Raw genomic sequence first — 19941 nt, forward strand, 5'->3', positions numbered from 1 at the left:
CACAACGCACTACGCCCCCGAACAGTTGAGCGACCCCCGGTAATACCTCGGCAAAAACCACCCCACCAGGAATGGGAACCCTCCCTCCAGCGTTGCACCGCCGTGGAGGGCGCGAGCACCCTCCGTCCGGCATGCCCGCAGCAAGGAGGAACGCCACGTGAGCCAGTACGTCAGCAGGCTCGGGCGTCGCTCCCAGGCCACCCCTCACCGGCTGCGCCTGCACCGCCGCCCCCGCCGCATCGCCATGCTCTCCGTGCACACCTCACCGCTCCACCAGCCCGGCACGGGCGACGCCGGCGGCATGAACGTCTACATCGTCGAGCTCGCGCAGCGCCTCGCCGCGATCAACATCGAGGTCGAGATCTTCACGCGCACGACCGCCACAGACCTCCCACCCACCGTGGAACTGGCCCCCGGCGTCCTCGTCCGGCACGTCGACGCGGGCCCCTACGAGGGCCTCAACAAGGAGGACCTCCCCGCCCAGCTCTGCGCCTTCACGCACGGCGTGATGCAGGCCTGGGCCGGCCACCGTCCCGGCTACTACGACCTGGTCCACTCCCACTACTGGCTCTCCGGCCACGTCGGCTGGCTCGCCGCCCAGCGCTGGGGCGCCCCCCTGGTGCACGCCATGCACACGATGGCCAAGGTCAAGAATGCCAACCTGGCCGACGGCGACACCCCCGAGCCCGCCGCCCGAGTCATCGGCGAGACCCAGATCGTCACGGCCGCCGACCGCCTCATCGCCAACACGGCCGAAGAAGCGGACGAACTCGTACGCCACTACGCGGCCGACCGCGACAAGGTCGCCGTAGTCCACCCCGGCGTGAACCTCGACCGCTTCTCGCCCGCCGACGGCCGAGCCGCCGCCCGAGCCCGCCTGGGCCTCCCCCAGGACGCCCTGATCCCCCTGTTCGCGGGCCGCATCCAGCCCCTGAAGGCGCCGGACATCCTCCTGCGCGCGGTGGCCGTCCTCCTGGACGAGCACCCGCACCTCCGCTCCCGCATCCTCGTCCCGGTCGTCGGCGGCCCCAGCGGCAGCGGTATGGCCAAGCCCGAAGGCCTGCAGAAGCTGGCCGCCCGCCTGGGCATCGCGGATGTCGTACGGTTCCGCCCGCCCGTCGGCCAGGAACAGCTCGCGGACTGGTTCCGCGCGGCATCCGTGCTGGTCATGCCGTCGTACAGCGAATCCTTCGGCCTGGTGGCCATAGAGGCGCAGGCGGCCGGCACCCCCGTCCTGGCGGCAGCGGTGGGCGGCCTGCCGGTGGCAGTCCGTGACGGCCGTACCGGCTACCTGGTCCAGGGCCACAACCCGGCCGACTACGCGCGCGTGCTGCACGCCTTCGCCGAGAACCCCCACCTGTCCCCCCGGATGGGCGAGGCCGCCGCCCGGCACGCCCTGTCCTTCGGCTGGGACACCGCGGCGGCAGCCACGGCGGACGTCTACGTGGCCGCGACCCAGGCCTACAGGCGTCGCGTACGCTCCCACCATGGCTGACGCACAGAAGGCGGCGCAGATCGTCGAGGGCGCCCTGAAGGACGCCGAACTCGACTGGGAGAGTCCGGCCTCCGGCAACTACGTCGTCAAACTCCCCGGCACCCGCAAACTGTCGACGACCGTGTCCCTGATCATCGGCCGCCACTCCCTCTCCCTCAACGCCTTCGTCATCCGCCACCCCGACGAGAACGAGCCCGGCGTCCACCGCTGGCTCCTGGAGCGCAACCTCAAGCTGTACGGCGTGAGTTACGCAGTCGACCGGCTCGGCGACATCTACGTCACCGCCAAGCTCCCCCTGCCGGCCGTCACCCCCGACGAGATCGACCGCCTCCTCGGCCAGGTCCTGGAGGCGGCGGACGGCGCCTTCAACACCCTCCTGGAACTCGGCTTCGCCTCCGCGATCCGCAAGGAGTACGAGTGGCGGGTGGCCCGGGGCGAGTCGACGCGCAACCTGGACGCGTTCGCGCACCTGACCCAGCGTCCCGCCGACTGACCCCGGGCGCTTTCTCAGGACTCGCTCGGCGGCAGAGAAGAGCCAGGCTGCGGTTCGTTGGTGGGGCCGGGCTCCTCCGTGGCCTCACTCGGCTGTCTGTCGAGCTCGTCGGCCATGGCGCGCAGCGCGTCGGCCAGCTCCTTCTTGGTGGGCAGTTGGTCGACCTTCCGGTCGAGCTCGGCGAGGCGCCGGTTCAGTTCCTCCAGCTCGCCGGGGGTGGAGGGCTCGTCCGACGGGACCGGGTCGTCGTCGACCGGCGGGTCGTCCACGGACGTGGACGTCGGGCTGGGTTCGGTGCCGCCGCTGGTACCCCCGTCGGTGGTGCCGCCTCCGCTCACGCCCACGGTGCCGCCGGAGCCGTCGTCCGGCGGGACGGTGCTCGACACGCCCGGATCGGCGGTCGGCTCGTCGTCCGAGGTCGCCGCGAGCGCGACACCGCCGACGCCCAGGGCCACGGCGGCCGCCGCTCCCACGAGGGCGACGGAGACGCGTCTGAGGCGTATGGGGCGATTCTCGGTGGGCGAAGTGTGCGCATCCTGGGCGCTCTGTGTGTCCTCCATGGGGCGACGCTAACCGCCCGCGATCAACGGACGGACGGCTTCCGCGCATAACGGCCCGGGGTGATCCCCACCAACTTCCTGAAGTGCCGCGTGAGATGGGACTGGTCGAAGAAACCGGTCTCGGTCGCCACCTCGCCCGGCGGGCGCCCTTCCAGCAGCAGGCGGCGGGCACGGTCGACGCGGCGGGAGTTCAGGTACTGGTGCGGTGCGATGCCATAGGCAGTGCTGAACACCCGTACGAGATGCGCCGGATGGGCCTGCAGCAGCCCGGCGGCCTCCTCCAGCGACAGGCCCTCGACGACGCGCTCGTCGAGCAGCTCGCGCAGCCGGCGGGCGAGGGCGGGGTCGCGGCGCGCGTGGCCGGTGTGCAGCCGGGGCCGCAGCAGAGTCCTGAGCCGGTCGCCGATCAGCGTCAGCCTGCTCTCGGCCTCCAGCTCCTCGCCGGGCCGCACGAGCGCGGTGTGCAACTGCCCGACCCGCCGCCGCAGCACGGGATCGCGCAGGTCGGGGCCGTCCACGGCGGGTCCGATGAGATCGTCGCCGAGATGTGTGCCGTCGAGGTAGACGACCCGCTTGCGGAAGCCGTCCGGGGTGACCGGCGAGCCGTTGTGCGGGACGTGCGGCGGCAACAGGGACACCGTGTCGTGCGGGGTGCCGTGCTCGTGCCGGTCCAGGTCGTACCGTACGGCGCCGTCGTCCACGATGAGCAGCGTCCACGCCTCGTGCACATGCATCGGATAGGCGTACTCGGTGAAGTGGGCGTGGAAGACCTCGACGACGCCCGGAACGCGCGGGCGCCAGGCGGAGACCTCCTGCCGAGCCGCTGCTTCGGGCGCCATGCAAAGAACGTACAAGACGGTGGCGTACGGCGGTCGGCAGTCTCGACGCATGAGCACCTCACCCGAGACGACCCCCGCATTCGACCCGGCCCCCGAACCGATCCGCTTCGACACCAAGATCGCCGTCCTGCTGCGCGAGGACCTGGAGCCCTGGCAGCGCCTCAATGTCACCGCCTTCCTGGTCAGCGGCCTGGGCACCCAGGTTCCCGAGGTGATCGGGGAGCCGTACGAGGACGCCGACGGCGTGCCCTATCTGCCGATGTTCCGGCAGCCGGTGCTGGTCTTCGAGGGCACGAAGGAGACGCTGACGGCGGCCCACGCGCGCGTGCTGTCCCGCGCCCTGCCGCGCGCGGTCTTCACCTCCGACCTGTTCTCGACGGGCAACGACCGGGACAACCGGGCGGCGGTGCGGGCCGTGTCCACGGGGGAGCTGGATCTGGTGGGGGTCGCGGTGTACGGGCCGCGGAATGCCGTGGACAAGGTGGTGAAGGGGGCGCGGGTGCATCCGTGAGGTCAGCGGGGGCGTTTCTTCGTGGACCTGTTCGTCTTCAGGGAGGCGCGGAGGCGTTGGGCGTCGTGGGTTTTGTTCTGGCGGGCCAGGGCGTTGGCCAGTTCGAGGGTGACGGCGGCGTACAGGCGGTGGTCGGTTCCGAGGGATTCCCGGATGAGCGTTCTTGTGGACCGCAGGAGTTGCTCTGCCCTGGCGTACTGGCCGGTGTTGATGAGCGTGACGCCGAGGTGTGAGGCGCTGAAGAGCGTGTGCCTGTGTCTGTCGCCCAGCAACTGCCGACGCCGCGTCAGGATTTCCGTCTGGACGTGCAGGGCATCGGCGTGTCTGCCGAGAGAAGACAACACGTTGCCCAAGTAGCTGGAAGTGACGAGGGCGGTGGGATGGTTCTCGTGCAACGCGCGCCGGTGTCGATCCAGGACGTCCGTCAGTACGTGGTGGGCTTCGTCGGGACGGCCGAGTTCCAGCAGGCAGGCCCCGAATGAGGCGACGGACCGAAGGGCGTCGACGTGATCCTCGCCCAGGGTTGACTCGCGACGTTCCGCGACGTCGCTGAGGATGGGGAGCGCCTCGTCGTGCCTGTCCAGCTCCATCAGGGCGTTGCCCACATCGTGGGTCGTACTCAGCGTGTCGGGATGGTCTTTCCCGAGCACTCTGAGGCGTCTCTCCAGGAGATCCTCGACGAGGTGCAGGGACTCCTCGTACGCGTCCAAGTCGTGCAGGGTCAGGGCCACCAGGTGCGCTGCGCGCAGCGTGTCGGGATCGTCCTCGCCCAGAGATTCCTTCCACTTCTCGTGCATGGTCCCGGCGAGGCTGAGGGCTGCCTCGGGCTGATCGTTGCGCGTGAGGTATCGGGCGGCCTTCTGGAACGTCGGCCGCAACTCGGCCCTGCCGATCATCGCGTCCAGCGTCGCCGTCAGATGTTGGGTGAGCGATGCCCACTCCGGCCAGGTCTCAGGTAGCTCAGGATCCCCGGGATCAACGGCGGCCAGCAGAGCGGCCACGTCCTGCGTCGGCCCCACGGCCTGGTCGGCAGTGACGGCGTGGCGCACCACGGCCTGAGTGAGCCGGTGCACCTGGAACGTGTCGGGCCCGACGACCGCCAGCCCGTACTGAGCCAGCGGCTTCAGCGCGTTCCTCGGCCAGCTGATCCCGTGCGCGGCACCGGGCACACTGGTCAGCGCCTCGCGTGCCTCGATGAGCCACTTCGTCGGAATGGGCTCGGGCCCGAGGAACGCCGCCAGGCGCAGCAGCGCCGCCGCCTCGGGATGTCCCGCGTCCAGACGTTCGGCGGCGATCGTGACCGTGGCCGCGACCGAGACCGGATAGTCGTGGACCTCTCCGTCGTTGAGAAGCTCGGCGGTGTTGGTCCTGAGCAGCTGGAGGTAGTGGTCGGGCGGCGTTCCCTCGCTGAGCGCGCCCGCGGCGTGCGCGAGCGCGAGCGGCAGGTCGCCGAGCGCGTCGGCCAGGGCATCAGCGGTCGGCTCGCTCAGGGTGGGCAGTTGCCGGTTGAGGTAGGCGAGGGACTCCTTGCGGCTGAACACCCCCAGGGCGAGACCCGGCCCGATGTTCTTCCAGGCCGGGTTGCGCGCCGTGATGAGCACATGGCCGGAGCCCTCCGGCAGCCAGGTGCGCAGCTGCCGCGGGTCCTCGGCGTTGTCCAGGACGATGAGCCACCGGTCGTGGGTGCGCAGGTACTCCAGGGCGTACCGGGCGTTGATCTCGGCACCGGCGTCCGGCTTGGCCACCTCGACACGGGCCGCGAGTTCCGCGTACCGGGCGGGTACCTGCTCGACCTGTTCGGCGTCGACCCACCACACCAGGTCGTACTGCCCGGCGAAGCGGTGCGCGTACTCCAGCGCCAGCTGGGTCTTCCCGACCCCGCCCGGACCGTGCAGGACCCGTACGGCGGTCCGCCGCTCGCCGAGCAGTCCGCCGCGCACCTTCTCGATGATCTCGTCACGGCCGGTGAAGTGCGGGTTGCGCCCCCGCTGTCGTACGTCCCATACGTCGGGGTCGTGGGTGGTGGACGGGAAGCGGGGCTGGAGGCCCTGAGGCGCCGAGGGGCCGGTGCGCCTGGCGGCCCGGGAACCCTTGCCCGCCTTGCCGGGGAAGGCCGGCGAAGTCGTCGGGATCTCCCGTCCGCGCAACGCTTCGAGCAGTGCCTTGAGCGCCGCCGCCTCGTCCAGGTGGTGCATCTCCTGGCGGATCAGCGGCCGCAGGATCGCGGGCAACTGGCCGGGTTCCAGGGGCTCGACGACCAGGGGGACGAAGCGGTCGCGGCCGGCTACGGCGGCGGTCCACTCCTCCTCCGTGTACCGGCCCGGCGCGAAGTACTGCGGGGAGAACAGGGCGATGACCGCGGACGCACGCTCCAGCGCTTCGTTCATCTTCTTGACGAAGTTCTCGCCGGGGAGCCAGTGCCACAGGTCGAGTTCGACCTCGTACCCGGCCTCTCCGAGGTGCCAGGCCACCCACTCCGCCCATTGGCCGTCGAGCCCGGCATGACTGATGAAGATCAACCCGGAACTGTCGGTCATGTCCGTCTCCCACCCCAGCGGCCCCAACGGCCCCCGTACCGCGCCTCCTTGTATACCCCGTGGGATGCGGGCTCAGCAGGGAGTCGGTGTGAGGCCGCGGGAAGTGAGGGCTTGCAGGGGGGCGGTGTGTCAGGCCGTACGGGCTTCGGCCTCCGCGTCGGCGGGGGTGACGTCGGCCGCCGCCGGGGACTCCGCAGGGAGGCGGCGCATCAGCACGCCGTACCCGATGCCCGCCGCCGTACCGACGACCGCGCACAACCCCCACAGCCACTCGGCGCCGAAACGGTCGATGACGAAGCCGGACATCAGCGGGGCGACCAGGGCCGCCACCGACCAGGACATGGTGTACATGCCCTGGTAGCGGCCGCGCCCCCGCGCGGGCGACAGCCGCACCACGAGCCCGGTCTGCGTCGGCGCGTTCAGCATCTCGCCCAGCGTCCACACGCACACCGTCAGCGCGAAGACGCCGATCGACCCGGCGAAGGCGGTGAGCCCGAAGCCGTATCCGGCGAGCAGGGCCGAGACGACGAGGACGCGTCCCGTGTCGCGGCGCTCGATGAACCGCGTGACCGGGATCTGCAGCGCGACGATCAGGACGCCGTTGACGGCGATGGCGAGGCCGTAGTCGGCGGGGGAGAACCCGGCCTCACCCATCGCCACCGGCAGTCCCACCGCCCCCTGCTGGAAGACGAGGGCGACGAGGAAGGACAGCCCGACGACGCTCATGAAGCGCCCGTCGCGCAGGACGGTCCCGAGCCCGACCTCGTCGGCGGCCTTCTCCGTCGCCGTACGCTCGGGCCGCGATTCCGGCACCCGCAGGAAGACGACGACGGCGCACACCAGGGTCATCCCCGCCTCGATCAGGAACCCGGAGAGATAACTGACCTCGGCGATGAACCCGGCGGCCATGGAGGAGACGGCGAACCCGAGGTTGATGGCCCAGTAGTTGAGCGAGAAGGCACGGACGCGGTCCTCGGGCCGGACGATGTCGGCCATCATCGCCTGCACGGCGGGCCGGGAGGCGTTGGAGGCCGCACCGACGACGAAGGCGACGGCGGCGATGGCCACCGGGTGGTGCATGAATCCGAGCACGGCCACGGAGACGGCGGTGGACACCTGGGCCATGAGCAGGGTGGGCCGCCGCCCGAGACGGTCGGTCATCACGCCGGCGCCCAGGGAGGAGATCACCCCGCCGAGCCCGTGCAGCGCGGCGACGAGACCGGCGTAGGAGGCGGAGTAGCCCCGGTCGAGGGTGAGGTAGAGGGCCATGAAGGTGGCGACGAAGGCACCGAGCCGGTTCACCAGCGTGCTGGTCCACAGCCACCAGAACTCGCGGGGGAGCCCGGAGACGGTTTCTCGGGCGGCACGTCTCAGGGCGGCGAGCGGCATAGGGGTCCCCCAGGATGACACGGTTGATGTAAGTGGCTCAGACGGTGAGCACAACTTACAAACACGCCCTACGGGAGGCCACTCAATTAACAGATCCCGTCAACAGTCCGCCCATCGAGAGGCAGGCGCACCCGATCAAAGCCTTCGATTACGCTCATCGCATGGCCGACGCACCGTACAAGCTGATCCTCCTCCGCCACGGCGAGAGCGAATGGAACGCGAAGAACCTGTTCACCGGCTGGGTGGACGTCAACCTCAACGAGAAGGGCGAGAAGGAGGCAGTCCGCGGCGGCGAGCTCCTGAAGGACGCCGACCTCCTCCCCGACGTGGTCCACACGTCCCTCCAGAAGCGCGCGATCCGCACGGCCCAGCTGGCGCTGGAGTCCGCCGACCGCCACTGGATCCCGGTCCACCGCTCGTGGCGCCTGAACGAGCGCCACTACGGCGCCCTCCAGGGCAAGGACAAGGCCCAGACCCTCGCCGAGTTCGGCGAGGAGCAGTTCATGCTGTGGCGCCGTTCCTACGACACCCCGCCCCCGCCGCTCCAGGACGACTCGGAGTTCTCCCAGGCGTCGGACCCGCGCTACTCCTCCATCCCCCCGGAGCTGCGCCCCCGCACGGAGTGCCTGAAGGACGTCGTCCACCGCATGCTCCCGTACTGGTACGACGGCATCGTCCCCGACCTCCTGACCGGCCGCACGGTCCTCGTCGCCGCCCACGGCAACAGCCTCCGCGCCCTGGTCAAGCACCTCGACGGCATCTCCGACGCCGACATCGCGGGCCTGAACATCCCGACGGGCATCCCGCTCTACTACGAGCTCGACGCCGACTTCAAGCCGGTGACGCCGGGCGGGAAGTACCTGGACCCCGAGGCTGCCGCGGCGGCCATTGAGGCGGTCAAGAACCAGGGCAAGAAGAAGTAAGCGCCCACGAAGAAGCCCCCTACCTGCGATTTCTCGCCGAGTAGGGGGCTTCTCGCTGTCCCGGCGCCGTCTCTACGACCGCCCCTGAGCCGTCTCGGCCTCCGCGTCCGCCACCGTGATCGTGATGCCGAGCGCCTTGGCGATATTGCCGGCCGCCGTCATGACGCGTGCCGTACCCACCACCGGCGCGATGGCAACCAGCACGTCCTGCACCTGCTCGGCGGTCAGCCCGGCCTGGATGGCAGGGTCGATATGGGCGACGTAGGAGATCGGCGGGGCGTCCGAAGCGGCGAGGGCCGCGATGCGGGTGAGCATGAAGGTTTCCGGGACCAGCCCGCACCGTTCGACGGAGTCAACCGTCATGGCGGCGAGGGTGTCCAGTACCGGGGTCTCAGATGCTGTGGCCATGGCAGGGCGTCTCCTGTTGAGGTCGTGAGGGAAGTCGACGGTCGGCGCCGGCACGCGGGGGCACCTCAGGCGGTGCAGCGCCCACCGCTCGACCGTAAGTCCGTTTCCCGCGGATCGCCTGTCGGGTGCGCCCGGCGCGGGTACCCCGAGGCGTCACCCACGACGCCGGTGATTTCCCGCATGACCTGCCGGACCCATACGGCCCGCACGACCCACATGACCTAGGCCCACGTGAGCGTGCGGCACCCCAAGCCACGTATCGGCCCCCGGCCCGCATCACCCGCAGCCCGGGGGCCGTTGCCCCTCCCGCACTGTTCCGCTGACTCCGTCCTGTTCCTCCGACTCCGTCCCGTTCCTCAGCCGTGCCGAACTCACACGCTCAGCGGCACCGCATGGATCTCGTCCGGCACCCCGCCGCCCCCGCGTTCGTGGGCGCGTTGGACGGCCTCGGCCGAGGGGCCCTCGCTGAGGCAGTACACCGTGCCGGACTCCGGGTCCGCCCAGGCGTGTTCGAAGTGAACTCCTTCTTCCTGCTCGACCGCGGCGGTGGCGTCGTGGCCCTCTTGCAGCTGTTGGGCCGTGATGCCCTGCATTCCGTGGTGGACGTCCATGAAGCGTGTCACGGGACTCGCACCTCCTTCCCGATGCACCCCGAAGCTTCGTCCCACCCGCGTCTCAGACCGACAGCGGCACCGGGTGGATCTCGTCGGCCTTGTGGCCGGCGCGCTCGTGGATGCGCTGGACCGCCTCTGCCGAGGGCGCCTCGGAGAGGCAGTAGACGACGCCGGACTCGGGGTCGGCCCAGGCCCGCTCGAAGTGCACACGCTCGTCCTTCTCGATGGCGAGGTCCGCGTTGTGGGCCTCCCTGAGCTGGTCGGCCGTGATGCCCTTCATGTTGTGGTGTACATCCATGTACTGAGCCATGCCTCGCACCTCCTGACGATCCTCGGACCTCCGGTCCTCGGAGTGCGCTCGCCTGCTCTCGCTCTCCTTCCATGCTGCGCCCGTCCGGGACGACCAGCACGACGAAGGGCCCCGGCATTGACGAAGGGCCCCGGCATTCATGCCGAGGCCCTTCACCGTCGTACGAGATCCACGGCGTCGTACGCCCCAGTCGTACGCCGCAGTACTTGCCGCACCTGTACCCGCGCTGCGCCTGCGCCCTACACCCTCACCCGCACTGGCAGGGATTCCCCGACTGGCACCCGCACCCGCACCCCGAACCGCAGCCGCAGGCGCCGAAGAGCGGGAGGCTCCTGATGTCGACGGGCTGCTCGGACGGGCGTTCCCGGGTGGGGTCGGGGGTGGTGCCGGGAGTGCTGGGGGATTCGGCCATGGTCCCTCCTGAAGGCTGGTGCCTGCTCAAGGCTGGTGCCTGTGCCCATTCCATGCCCGCCCCACTGGGCGCATCAACGGCGCACAGAGGCTTGCACACGCCCCGACCAGCCCTCCACAAGCCCGCGTACGGCATACGGCCAGGGGGTGTACGGCTACGGCTTACGCCCCCTCCACCCCCGAAACCGGCTGGATCTCCGGCTGGATGTCGGCCTGCAGCTCATCGGCGTGCTCACCCGTCACCAGGTACACCACACGCTTCGCGACCGCGACCGCATGGTCGGCGTACCGCTCGTAGTAGCGGCCGAGCAGCGTCACGTCGACCGCCGTCTCGATGCCGTGCTTCCAGCGCTCGTCCATCAGGTGCTGGAAGAGCGTGCGGTGGAGGAGGTCCATCGCGTCGTCGTCCTGCTCCAGCTGGAGGGCCAGGTCGACGTCCTTGGTGACGATCACCTCGGCCGCCTTCGCCATCAGGCGCTGCGCGAGCTGGCCCATCTCCAGGATGGTGGCGTGCAGGTCCTGCGGGATCGCACGGGAGGGGTAGCGCAGTCGCGTGAGCTTCGCCACGTGCTGGGCGAGGTCGCCGGAGCGCTCCAGGTCCGCCGACATACGGAGCGAGGTGACGACTATCCGCAGGTCGGTCGCCACCGGCTGCTGGCGGGCCAGCAGGGCTATGGCCCGCGCCTCCAGCTCGTGCTGAAGGTCGTCGACCTTCTGGTCGGCCTCGATCACGCTCTCGGCCAGCTTCAGGTCGGAGTCGAGGATCGCCGTCGTGGCGCGCCCGATCGCCGACCCGACCATCCGGGCCATCTCCACCAGGCTGTCGCCGATCGAGTCCAGTTCCTCGTGGTACGCGTCCCGCATCAGGGTCCCTCTCTTACGTCTGCCTCGGGGTTCCGGGGCCAGGAGACTGTCGTCGAACCGGCAGTCTTGTCGTTCGAACCGGCAGTCTTACTGTCGTGACCTCCGACCATAAGACTGCCGTGAAAACGACAGTCGCACTGTCGTGAAACCGCCAGTGTGATCACCATGCGATCATCCACCCGATCGCCACGTGACCACCCGCGCGACCAGGCACACGGTCACCCACGCGACCGCCATCCGAAATCGCCTGTGCGAACCCCACGCTCCTACCTTCCGGCCGCTACGCGTCCGTTTCCGCCACCCCAAATGAACCAATACTGGCTCCAAGGTGAACTCTGGGCGACGAGTGTTCGAGCTCGCACTCCGACGGCTGTGGCCACCGCCTGCCCCATGCCTAACCTGGATGCATGGACGTGAACGCGGCGGTCGCCGCAGCGGCAGCGATCGCCGGGGTGCTCACCGGCGTCATCGCCATGCTGGCGTTCCGCTGGAGCGAACGCGACCTGAAGCGACCCACCCGAACCTCCCTGCACACCGACCCGGTCCTGCCCCCAGGCGTGGACACGGTCCTGTCGGTGCTGCGCTCCTCCGCCGTCGTCCTCGACGAGGGGGACGCCGTCGTCAAGGCCAGCTCGGCGGCGTACGCCCTCGGTCTGGTGCGCGGCGGCAAGCTCTCCGTCGAGCCCATGCTCCAGATGGCCCGGGACACCAGACGCGACGGCGAGATACGACAGGTCGAGCTGGACCTGCCCCGGCGCGGCACCGGACGCGGCGAGGCCCTCGCCGTGTCCGCGCGCGTCGCACCCCTGGGCTCCCGCCTCGTCCTCCTCCTCGTCGAGGACCTCACCGAGGCCCGGCGCATAGAGGCGGTGCGGCGCGACTTCGTCGCCAATGTCAGCCATGAGCTCAAGACCCCGGTCGGCGCCCTCTCGCTGCTCTCCGAGGCCGTGATGGACGCCTCCGACGACCCGGAGGCCGTGGAGCGCTTCGCCGGGCGGATGCAGATCGAGGCCACCCGGCTCACCAGCCTGGTGCAGGAGCTCATCGACCTCTCCCGGGTGCAGAACGACGACCCGCTGGAGGACGCCGAGCCCGTCCGCGTCGACGAACTCGTCGCCGAGGCCATGGACCGCTGCCGGCACGCCGCCGGGACGAAGCAGATCAACATGGCCGCCGGCGGCACCGCGGACCTCAGCATCTGGGGCCACCGCGGCCAGCTCGCCGCCGCCCTCGGCAACCTCGTCGAGAACGCCGTCAACTACTCGCCCGCCCGCACCCGCGTCGGCATCGCCGCCCGCCGGGTGAACAGCCCCGGCGGCGACCTCATCGAGATCGCCGTGACCGATCAGGGCATCGGCATCTCGGACAAGGACAAGGAGCGCATCTTCGAGCGCTTCTACCGCGTCGACCCGGCCCGTTCCCGTGCCACCGGTGGCACCGGCCTCGGTCTCGCGATCGTCAAGCACGTGGCCGCCTCGCACGGCGGGGAGGTCACGGTGTGGAGCTCCGAGGGACAGGGCTCCACCTTCACCCTGCGGCTGCCGGAGGCCGGTGCGGCCCGCGACCGCGCACAGCAGCACCCCGGCCTCGACGACGAGGCCGGACAGTCCACCGGCTCGAATCCCCGCCGATCCCCCGACTCACCCCCTGACTCAACCGCGTACGAAACGCTTTCCGCCCCGGAGGTCCTTCCGTGACCCGTGTGCTCGTCGTCGAGGACGAGGAGTCCTTCTCCGACGCCCTGTCGTACATGCTCCGCAAGGAGGGCTTCGAGGTCGCCGTCGCGACCACCGGGCCCGACGGACTCGACGAGTTCGAGCGCAACGGCGCCGACCTCGTCCTCCTCGACCTGATGCTGCCCGGCCTGCCGGGCACGGAGGTCTGCCGTCAACTGCGCGGTCGCTCCAACGTCCCGGTGATCATGGTCACCGCCAAGGACAGCGAGATCGACAAGGTGGTCGGCCTGGAAATAGGAGCCGATGACTACGTCACCAAGCCGTTCTCGTCGCGCGAGCTGGTCGCCCGTATCCGGGCCGTCCTGCGCCGCCGCGGCGAGCCGGAGGAGGTGACCCCGGCCGCGCTGGAGGCGGGCCCGGTCCGGATGGACGTCGACCGCCACGTGGTCACGGTCTCCGGCTCCAAGGTCGACCTCCCGCTGAAGGAGTTCGACCTCCTGGAGATGCTCCTGCGCAACGCGGGCCGCGTCCTCACCCGCATGCAGCTCATCGACCGGGTCTGGGGCGCCGACTACGTCGGTGACACCAAGACGCTCGACGTCCACGTCAAGCGCCTGCGCGCCAAGATCGAGCCGGACCCGGGCGCGCCGCGGTACCTGGTGACGGTGCGTGGCCTCGGCTACAAGTTCGAGCCGTAGACAACACGCGCACCACGTCGAAGGGCGGGCCCCCGTTTCCGGGGGCCCGCCCTTCTTTCCACGCTCTACGACTGGGCAGGGGCCGTACGACCACTCGGTGCCGTACGACCGCTCAGTGACCGGCCGCCGTGTGCGAGGCGCTGTCGGACGGGGAGGCCGCGCCGGCGCCGGTCCCGGCACCGGCCGCGGTGCCGTCCGTGGACGCGCTCGCGGAGGCCTCACCGGTCGGGGCGGCCGGGGTGCCGACCGGGGATCCGCTCGGCGAGCCGGTCGGGGAGGACGGCTTGCCCGGCGCCGCCGGGACCGCGCTCGGGCCCCAGCCCTCGAAGTAGTGCTCGGCCGGCACGACGAACGCGCGCAGGCTCACGTCACCGGTCTTGCTGAAGGTGAAGGTGATCTTCTGGGCGTTGCCGTCCTTGATGGCCTCGCGGCTGCTGGACAGCACGGCGGAGGCGTTGTCCTTGCCGCCGAGGATCAGCGAACCGCCGGCCGGGATGGTCAGGCTGCCGCCGCCCTTGGCGGGCTTGAGCTCGGCGGTCTTGTCGGTGCCGTCGACCTTGATGGCGTCCAGCGTCTGGGCGGTGCGGCCGGAGTTGAACAGGGTCGCGGAGATCGCGGCCGGACCGGTCGACTCCAGGTCGGGCTGGGTGATGACGATGGCGTTCTGGATCTTGATGTCGCCGACCGTGGTGGCCGCGTTGTCCGGCTTGATCTCCAGCGTCTGGCTGTTGTTGCCGGCGGCGCACGCACCGAGCGACGTGATCGAGAACGCGATGGCGGCCGCGGCGAGGGCGCCGCGTCGAAGGCTGCTGCTCACGGCGGCGGCAACTCCTTGACTCGAACGGGTGGGCGCGTAAAGCCGCCCTAAGTGTCTGTCAGCGGCCTTAGGTTACCGAGCCGTTCCCGCGCGACCGCACCCGACCCTCCCCTGAGCGGCCATGTGCCGTCGAAGTACCTCTTCCATCACCCGTCACTTCACCCACGAGTGACCCAGGAGTCACATTGCCCGCGCGGTCCTCCGCCATTCACATAAGCCCCGTTCCAAGGCCGCTTCAAGGCCGCCTTCCCAGCTGCCTTCCGGGCCGTCTTCCAAGCCGCCTTCCAGGCCCACCGCAAAATTTCCGTGAAGGAATGCGTGACCCTCCCGAAATTGATCAACGATCGTGCTGCCGACCTGGCCGTGATCAATTCCGGATTCGTCCGGTACCCGACTCCGGACGCCGAACGGAGTAGCGGAAGTCGCACACTTGGAACCGGACATATGTGGACGTTCGGCCACTCGGACGCGCCTCCGGATGTGTGTAACGTGCGCGTTTCACCTCACCCGCAGAGCCGCTCCGACCTGCGAATACCTTCTTCCACTCGGCCCGCGAAGCACGTTCGTGTCGGAGTTGTCAAGCCCCGAGATATGCCCTGACCTGCGAAAACGCCATTCAGAACCCGCAGTTTCCGTGTTACCCTGGATAGCCACGGAAGGGGTACCTGTCACATGACGTTCAAGGTTGGCGACACCGTGGTCTATCCCCATCACGGGGCCGCGCTGATCGAGGCCATCGAAACTCGCCAGATCAAAGGCGTGGACAAGACCTACTTGGTGCTGAAGGTCGCCCAGGGTGACCTGACGGTACGTGTGCCAGCGGACAATGCGGAGTTCGTCGGCGTGCGTGATGTGGTCGGTCAGGACGGGCTGGACCGGGTCTTCGAGGTGCTGCGCGCGCCGTACGCCGAGGAGCCCACGAACTGGTCGCGTCGTTACAAGGCAAATCTGGAGAAGCTCGCCTCCGGCGATGTCATCAAGGTCGCGGAAGTCGTGCGTGACCTGTGGCGTCGTGAGCGCGAGCGCGGACTCTCCGCCGGTGAGAAGCGCATGCTCGCCAAGGCCCGCCAGATCCTGGTGAGCGAACTCGCTCTCGCGGAGAACACCAACGAGGACAAGGCCGAGGCCCTGCTCGACGAGGTCCTCGCGTCCTGACGCGGTCCATCCGCCTCGGTTCAGCACACTGCTGTGTGTTGTTTTAAAGAAATGCCGCGGTGCCCGATGACGTATCTCTCGTCGCCGGGCGCTGCGGCATGTTCGTACCCGGTCGCCGTATGTCCTCGGACGCCGTACGCGGGTTGGGCGGGTTCACCCTCGGAGGGAGATCCCCCCGATACTTGGCGTGCCGGGCCCGGGCTGCTGGCTCGACCGGTGTCACGGAAGGGTCCGGTCAAGGCGTCGCGCCCGGCACGCTGAGGCCATACCCACGTAGGCCGAGCACACAAACCTGACAGGAACCGATGTCTGACGATTCGCGCCCTTCGCCCGCGGAAATCCGTACTGCCGCCGTGATCCCGGCCGCCGGCCGAGGCGTGCGCCTGGGTCCGGGCGCCCCCAAGGCGCTCCGCGCGCTGAACGGCACGCCCATGCTGATCCACGCCGTCCGCGCGCTGGCCGCCTCCCGCGCGGTCTCCCTGGTCGTCGTCGTGGCCCCGCCCGACGGCGCAGGCGAGGTGAAGTCGCTGCTCGACGCGCACGCGCTGCCCGAGCGCACCGACTTCCTCGTCGTGCCCGGCGGGGAGAGCCGCCAGGAGTCCGTGAAGCTGGGGCTCGACGCGCTGCCGCCCGCGTACGACATCGTGCTGGTGCACGACGCAGCCCGGCCGCTCGTCCCGGTCGACACGGTCGACGCCGTCATCGAGGCCGTACGGGATGGCGCCCTGGCGGTCGTTCCGGCGCTGCCCCTCGCGGACACGGTGAAGGAAGTCGAACCAGCGGCCGCGGGGGAGCCGGAGCCGGTGGTCGCGACGCCCGAACGGGCCCGGCTGCGGGCCGTGCAGACCCCGCAGGGCTTCGACCGCGCGACGCTGGTCCGCGCCCACGAGACGGTCACCGACAACGTCACCGACGACGCGAGCATGGTCGAGCAGCTGGGCGAGACGGTCGTGGTCGTACCCGGTCACGAGGAGGCCTTCAAGGTCACCCGCCCGCTGGACCTGGTCCTGGCGGAGGCGGTCCTGGCGCGCCGGAGGCTCAACGATGGCTTCTGAGCAGCTTCCGGTGCTGCCCCAGGTGGGCATCGGCACCGACATCCACGCCTTCGAGGAGGGCCGCGAGCTGTGGTGCGCGGGCCTGAAGTGGGAGGGCGAAGGGCCGGGCCTCGCCGGGCACTCCGACGCGGACGTCGTCGCGCACGCCGCGTGCAACGCGCTGTTCTCGGCGGCCGGCCTCGGCGATCTGGGCCAACACTTCGGCACGGGGCGGCCCGAGTGGTCCGGTGCCTCCGGCGTCGTACTCCTCACCGAGGCGGCGCGCATCGTGCGGGAGGCGGGCTTCCGGATCGGGAACATCGCCGTACAGGTCGTGGGCCCGCGTCCGAAGATCGGCAAGCGCAGGGACGAGGCCCAGAAGATCCTGTCGGAGGCGGCGGGAGCCCCGGTCTCGGTGTCGGGCGCGACCACCGACGGACTGGGCTTCCCGGGACGCGGCGAGGGCCTGATGGCGGTGGCGACGGCGTTGGTGGTGCGAGAAGGGTGAGCGGTCCGCCCCAAAGGGGCGCGGGCTGCGTCGATATGCGGCTCCGCCGCGTGGGCGTGACCAGCCCCCCTCAAGCCGCACCCGACAAACAGGGCACTGCTCCACGCATCCCCATCGGCCCACTACCCTAGGTGCCGTGACTATTCGCCTGTACGACACCAGCGCCCGGCAGATCCGTGACTTCACCCCGCTCACGCCGGGCTGTGTCTCGATCTACCTCTGTGGCGCCACCGTGCAGGCCGCGCCGCACATCGGGCACATCCGCTCTGGTCTCAACTTCGACATCATGCGCCGCTGGTTCGCGTACCGCGGCTATGAGGTGACGTTCATCCGGAACGTCACGGACATCGACGACAAGATCATCTGGAAGGCGGAGCAGCAGAACCGCCCTTGGTGGTCCATCGGCTACGAGAACGAGCGCGCCTTCACCGACGGCTACACCGCCCTCGGCTGCCTGCCGCCGACCTACGAGCCGCGTGCCACCGGCCACATCACCGAGATGGTCGAGATGATGCGCGGTCTCATCGAGCGTGGACATGCCTACGAGGCGGACGGCAGCGTCTACTTCGACGTCCGCTCCTGGCCCTCCTACCTGGAGCTGTCCCGGCAGGACCTCGACGAGATGCGGCAGCCCGCCGAGGAGGGCATCACCGGCAAGCGGGACCCGCGTGACTTCGCGATGTGGAAGGCCGCCAAGCCCGGCGAGCCCGACTGGGAGACGCCGTGGGGACGCGGGCGCCCCGGCTGGCACCTGGAGTGCTCGGCCATGGCGCACAAGTACCTGGGCTCCGCCTTCGACATCCACGGCGGCGGACTCGACCTGATCTTCCCGCACCACGAGAACGAGATCGCCCAGGCCAAGGCCTACGGCGACGAGTTCGCCCGGTACTGGGTGCACAACGCCTGGGTCACCATGAGCGGCGAGAAGATGTCGAAGTCGCTCGGCAACAGCGTGCTCGTGTCCGAGATGGTCAAGCAGTGGCGCCCCATCGTCCTGCGCTACTACCTGGGCACCCCGCACTACCGCTCCACCATCGAGTACAGCGAGGAAGCCCTGCGCGAGGCCGAGTCGGCGTTCGCGCGCATCGAGGGCTTCGTCCAGCGCGTGGTGGAGAAGGCCGGCGTCGTCGAGCCGTCGGCCGAGGTACCCCTCGCGTTCGCCGAGGCGATGGACGACGACCTGGGCGTCCCGCAGGCGCTGGCGATCGTGCACACCACCGTCCGGCAGGGCAACAGTGCCCTGGCCGCCGACGACAAGGAAGCGGCCGTGGCGCGCCTGGCCGAGGTGCGGGCCATGCTCGGCGTCCTCGGCCTGGACCCGCTCGACGCGCACTGGGCCGGCGAGATGGACCGCGGCGACGATCTGCACGGCGTCGTCGACACCCTGGTCCGCATGGTCCTCGACCAGCGCGAGGCGGCCCGCTCCCGCAAGGACTGGGCCACCGCGGACGCCATCCGTGACCAGCTCAACCAGTCCGGCCTCGTCATCGAGGACGGCCCGCAGGGCCCCCGCTGGAGCCTCGGCCCGCGCTGACGGAGTCCCAGTCCGGGAAGATCGATTGTGCCGCCCGGCCCTCCGGGCGGCACACTGCATAAACATACGTACGAACGCCTCACGACAGACGGGTAGGTCATGGCCGCGAACAACCGCCGCATGTCCGGCAAGAAGGGCGCGCAGGTCGGCAGTGGCGGCCAGCGGCGCAAGGGTCTCGAGGGCAAGGGCCCGACCCCGCCCGCCGAGATGCGCAAGAAGCACAAGAAGAACCGCATCGCGACCGCCAAGGCGAAGCAGGCCGCGCGCCGCCCCGCGCCGCGCGGCCGTGGCGGCAAGGGCACGTCCGAGATGGTCGTAGGACGCAACCCGGTCGTCGAGGCACTGCGCGAGGGCGTCCCGGCCTCCACCCTCTACGTGCAGCAGTTCATCGACAACGACGAGCGCGTCCGCGAGGCCCTCCAGCTCGCCGCCGAGCGCGGTGGCATCAACCTCATGGAGGCCCCGCGCCCCGAGCTGGACCGCATGACCAACGGCCTCAACCACCAGGGCCTGGTCCTCCAGGTCCCGCCGTACGAGTACGCCCACCCCGAGGACCTGGCCAACGCCGCCTACGACGACGGTGAGGACCCGCTCATCGTCGCCCTCGACGGCGTGACCGACCCGCGCAACCTCGGTGCCGTGGTCCGCTCGGTCTCCGCCTTCGGCGGCCACGGCGTCGTCGTACCCGAGCGCCGCGCGGCCGGCATGACCGCGGGCGCCTGGAAGACGTCCGCGGGCACGGCGGCCCGCACCCCGGTCGCCCGCGCCACGAACCTCACTCGCGCCCTGGAGGCGTACAAGAAGGCGGGCATCGTGGTCGTCGGCCTCGCCGCCGACGGCGAGCACGAGATCGGCGAGCTGGAAGCCCTGGAGGGCCCGGTCGTCATCGTGGTCGGCAGCGAGGGCAAGGGCCTGTCCCGCCTCGTGGGCGAGACGTGCGACTTCCGCGTACGCATCCCGATGCCGGGCGGCGCGGAGTCCCTCAACGCCGGTGTGGCGGCGGGGATCGTCCTCTACGAGGCGGCCCGTCGGCGCGGCTGAACAGATATCCGTGACGTCACCCGTGCGGGTTAATTCTGGTGACAGTGGTGCGACCTGCGCATCCTTGACGGGGTCCGGACAGATCGGACGGGTCAAGGCAGTGTCCTAACCACGCGTCACTCGG

Annotated in this window: 20 protein-coding genes; 11 read left to right on the forward strand and 9 right to left on the reverse strand. The window is 70.1% G+C overall.

The window, feature by feature from the left end; translation table 11 throughout:
- The first annotated feature begins 157 nt into the window (after positions 1-157).
- Positions 158-1495: a D-inositol-3-phosphate glycosyltransferase gene (gene mshA / locus ACIREI_RS36260; protein ID WP_403342312.1), complete on the forward strand. Its 1338-nt coding sequence runs from the start codon at positions 158-160 to the stop codon at positions 1493-1495.
- Positions 1488-1988 (forward strand): YbjN domain-containing protein, encoded by a 501-nt coding sequence (locus tag ACIREI_RS36265; RefSeq protein ID WP_403342315.1) that lies wholly within the window; start codon positions 1488-1490, stop codon positions 1986-1988. Before mshA ends, ACIREI_RS36265 begins: the two co-directional genes overlap by 8 nt.
- Positions 1989-2002: 14 nt before the next feature.
- Here the strand turns inward: ACIREI_RS36265 and ACIREI_RS36270 are convergent, their stop codons facing one another.
- Both ACIREI_RS36270 and ACIREI_RS36275 read right to left on the reverse strand, forming a co-directional pair.
- Positions 2003-2548: a hypothetical protein gene (locus ACIREI_RS36270; protein ID WP_403342318.1), complete on the reverse strand. Its 546-nt coding sequence runs from the start codon at positions 2546-2548 to the stop codon at positions 2003-2005.
- Between the two features lie 23 nt (positions 2549-2571).
- Positions 2572-3387 carry an AraC family transcriptional regulator gene (locus tag ACIREI_RS36275; protein WP_403342321.1) on the reverse strand — a complete coding sequence of 272 codons (816 nt, stop codon included), beginning with the start codon at positions 3385-3387 and terminating at the stop codon, positions 2572-2574.
- 49 nt (positions 3388-3436) lie between these two features.
- Between ACIREI_RS36275 and ACIREI_RS36280 the strand changes: the two genes are divergently transcribed.
- Positions 3437-3898 (forward strand): DUF2000 family protein, encoded by a 462-nt coding sequence (locus ACIREI_RS36280; protein ID WP_403342324.1) that lies wholly within the window; start codon positions 3437-3439, stop codon positions 3896-3898.
- Positions 3899-3900: 2 nt separating this feature from the next.
- On the opposite strand, the gene fxsT is transcribed toward ACIREI_RS36280, so the two are convergent.
- Positions 3901-6435, reverse strand: a complete 2535-nt coding sequence (gene fxsT / locus ACIREI_RS36285) for an FxSxx-COOH system tetratricopeptide repeat protein (protein WP_403342327.1) — start codon at positions 6433-6435, stop codon at positions 3901-3903.
- A 129-nt stretch (positions 6436-6564) separates the two neighbouring features.
- Positions 6565-7824: an MDR family MFS transporter gene (locus tag ACIREI_RS36290; RefSeq protein ID WP_403342329.1), complete on the reverse strand. Its 1260-nt coding sequence runs from the start codon at positions 7822-7824 to the stop codon at positions 6565-6567.
- 161 nt (positions 7825-7985) lie between these two features.
- Here ACIREI_RS36290 and ACIREI_RS36295 point away from each other — a divergent pair, with 161 nt between their 5' ends.
- On the forward strand, positions 7986-8747 hold the full coding sequence (locus tag ACIREI_RS36295) for a phosphoglyceromutase (protein WP_403342332.1): 762 nt from the start codon (positions 7986-7988) through the stop codon (positions 8745-8747).
- Between the two features lie 72 nt (positions 8748-8819).
- Here ACIREI_RS36295 and ACIREI_RS36300 read toward each other — a convergent pair whose 3' ends face one another.
- From ACIREI_RS36300 to phoU, 4 genes are all read right to left on the reverse strand, one after another.
- A complete protein-coding gene (locus ACIREI_RS36300) occupies positions 8820-9155 on the reverse strand; it encodes a carboxymuconolactone decarboxylase family protein (RefSeq protein WP_403342335.1) in 336 nt (111 codons plus the stop codon).
- A gap of 371 nt (positions 9156-9526) precedes the next feature.
- Positions 9527-9778 carry an SCO4226 family nickel-binding protein gene (locus ACIREI_RS36305; protein WP_403342336.1) on the reverse strand — a complete coding sequence of 84 codons (252 nt, stop codon included), beginning with the start codon at positions 9776-9778 and terminating at the stop codon, positions 9527-9529.
- A gap of 52 nt (positions 9779-9830) precedes the next feature.
- On the reverse strand, positions 9831-10079 hold the full coding sequence (locus tag ACIREI_RS36310; protein WP_403342338.1) for an SCO4226 family nickel-binding protein: 249 nt from the start codon (positions 10077-10079) through the stop codon (positions 9831-9833).
- Positions 10080-10652: 573 nt separating this feature from the next.
- Positions 10653-11354 (reverse strand): phosphate signaling complex protein PhoU, encoded by a 702-nt coding sequence (phoU, locus tag ACIREI_RS36315; RefSeq protein WP_403342341.1) that lies wholly within the window; start codon positions 11352-11354, stop codon positions 10653-10655.
- 407 nt (positions 11355-11761) lie between these two features.
- Here phoU and ACIREI_RS36320 point away from each other — a divergent pair, with 407 nt between their 5' ends.
- Complete coding sequence (locus ACIREI_RS36320) at positions 11762-13051, forward strand: sensor histidine kinase (RefSeq protein ID WP_403342343.1); 1290 nt, start codon at positions 11762-11764, stop codon at positions 13049-13051.
- Positions 13048-13728 (forward strand): response regulator transcription factor, encoded by a 681-nt coding sequence (locus ACIREI_RS36325; RefSeq protein WP_015659563.1) that lies wholly within the window; start codon positions 13048-13050, stop codon positions 13726-13728. The genes ACIREI_RS36320 and ACIREI_RS36325 overlap by 4 nt, the downstream gene beginning before the upstream one ends.
- Positions 13729-13840: 112 nt before the next feature.
- Here the strand turns inward: ACIREI_RS36325 and ACIREI_RS36330 are convergent, their stop codons facing one another.
- Positions 13841-14545, reverse strand: coding sequence for a DUF461 domain-containing protein (locus ACIREI_RS36330; protein ID WP_403342345.1), 705 nt, complete (start codon positions 14543-14545; stop codon positions 13841-13843).
- 672 nt (positions 14546-15217) lie between these two features.
- Between ACIREI_RS36330 and ACIREI_RS36335 the strand changes: the two genes are divergently transcribed.
- The 5 genes from ACIREI_RS36335 to rlmB all read left to right on the forward strand — a co-directional run bounded on the left by ACIREI_RS36335 (position 15218) and on the right by rlmB (position 19817).
- Positions 15218-15700 carry a CarD family transcriptional regulator gene (locus tag ACIREI_RS36335; RefSeq protein WP_003953493.1) on the forward strand — a complete coding sequence of 161 codons (483 nt, stop codon included), beginning with the start codon at positions 15218-15220 and terminating at the stop codon, positions 15698-15700.
- Between the two features lie 305 nt (positions 15701-16005).
- A complete protein-coding gene (gene ispD, locus ACIREI_RS36340) occupies positions 16006-16755 on the forward strand; it encodes a 2-C-methyl-D-erythritol 4-phosphate cytidylyltransferase (protein ID WP_403342347.1) in 750 nt (249 codons plus the stop codon).
- Positions 16745-17242 carry a 2-C-methyl-D-erythritol 2,4-cyclodiphosphate synthase gene (gene ispF / locus ACIREI_RS36345; RefSeq protein ID WP_403342350.1) on the forward strand — a complete coding sequence of 166 codons (498 nt, stop codon included), beginning with the start codon at positions 16745-16747 and terminating at the stop codon, positions 17240-17242. Before ispD ends, ispF begins: the two co-directional genes overlap by 11 nt.
- Positions 17243-17378: 136 nt before the next feature.
- Positions 17379-18776, forward strand: coding sequence for a cysteine--tRNA ligase (cysS, locus tag ACIREI_RS36350; protein WP_403342353.1), 1398 nt, complete (start codon positions 17379-17381; stop codon positions 18774-18776).
- A gap of 99 nt (positions 18777-18875) precedes the next feature.
- On the forward strand, positions 18876-19817 hold the full coding sequence (rlmB, locus tag ACIREI_RS36355; RefSeq protein WP_403342356.1) for a 23S rRNA (guanosine(2251)-2'-O)-methyltransferase RlmB: 942 nt from the start codon (positions 18876-18878) through the stop codon (positions 19815-19817).
- Positions 19818-19941: the final 124 nt, after the last annotated feature.

It is taken from the genome of Streptomyces sp. NPDC093591 (genome assembly GCF_044764885.1).
Lineage (GTDB): Bacteria > Actinomycetota > Actinomycetes > Streptomycetales > Streptomycetaceae > Streptomyces.

What these genes read in the sequence shown, in the direction of transcription:
- ACIREI_RS36265 (WP_403342315.1), top strand. Translation starts at nt 1,488, where the DNA reads ATGGCTGACGCACAGAAGGCGGCGCAGATCGTCGAGGGCGCCCTGAAG.
- ACIREI_RS36270 (WP_403342318.1), bottom strand. Translation starts at nt 2,548, where the DNA reads ATGGAGGACACACAGAGCGCCCAGGATGCGCACACTTCGCCCACCGAG.
- ACIREI_RS36275 (WP_403342321.1), bottom strand. Translation starts at nt 3,387, where the DNA reads ATGGCGCCCGAAGCAGCGGCTCGGCAGGAGGTCTCCGCCTGGCGCCCG.
- ACIREI_RS36280 (WP_403342324.1), top strand. Translation starts at nt 3,437, where the DNA reads ATGAGCACCTCACCCGAGACGACCCCCGCATTCGACCCGGCCCCCGAA.
- fxsT (WP_403342327.1), bottom strand. Translation starts at nt 6,435, where the DNA reads ATGACCGACAGTTCCGGGTTGATCTTCATCAGTCATGCCGGGCTCGAC.
- ACIREI_RS36290 (WP_403342329.1), bottom strand. Translation starts at nt 7,824, where the DNA reads ATGCCGCTCGCCGCCCTGAGACGTGCCGCCCGAGAAACCGTCTCCGGG.
- ACIREI_RS36295 (WP_403342332.1), top strand. Translation starts at nt 7,986, where the DNA reads ATGGCCGACGCACCGTACAAGCTGATCCTCCTCCGCCACGGCGAGAGC.
- ACIREI_RS36300 (WP_403342335.1), bottom strand. Translation starts at nt 9,155, where the DNA reads ATGGCCACAGCATCTGAGACCCCGGTACTGGACACCCTCGCCGCCATG.
- ACIREI_RS36310 (WP_403342338.1), bottom strand. Translation starts at nt 10,079, where the DNA reads ATGGCTCAGTACATGGATGTACACCACAACATGAAGGGCATCACGGCC.
- phoU (WP_403342341.1), bottom strand. Translation starts at nt 11,354, where the DNA reads ATGCGGGACGCGTACCACGAGGAACTGGACTCGATCGGCGACAGCCTG.
- ACIREI_RS36320 (WP_403342343.1), top strand. Translation starts at nt 11,762, where the DNA reads ATGGACGTGAACGCGGCGGTCGCCGCAGCGGCAGCGATCGCCGGGGTG.
- ACIREI_RS36335 (WP_003953493.1), top strand. Translation starts at nt 15,218, where the DNA reads ATGACGTTCAAGGTTGGCGACACCGTGGTCTATCCCCATCACGGGGCC.
- ispD (WP_403342347.1), top strand. Translation starts at nt 16,006, where the DNA reads ATGTCTGACGATTCGCGCCCTTCGCCCGCGGAAATCCGTACTGCCGCC.
- ispF (WP_403342350.1), top strand. Translation starts at nt 16,745, where the DNA reads ATGGCTTCTGAGCAGCTTCCGGTGCTGCCCCAGGTGGGCATCGGCACC.
- rlmB (WP_403342356.1), top strand. Translation starts at nt 18,876, where the DNA reads ATGGCCGCGAACAACCGCCGCATGTCCGGCAAGAAGGGCGCGCAGGTC.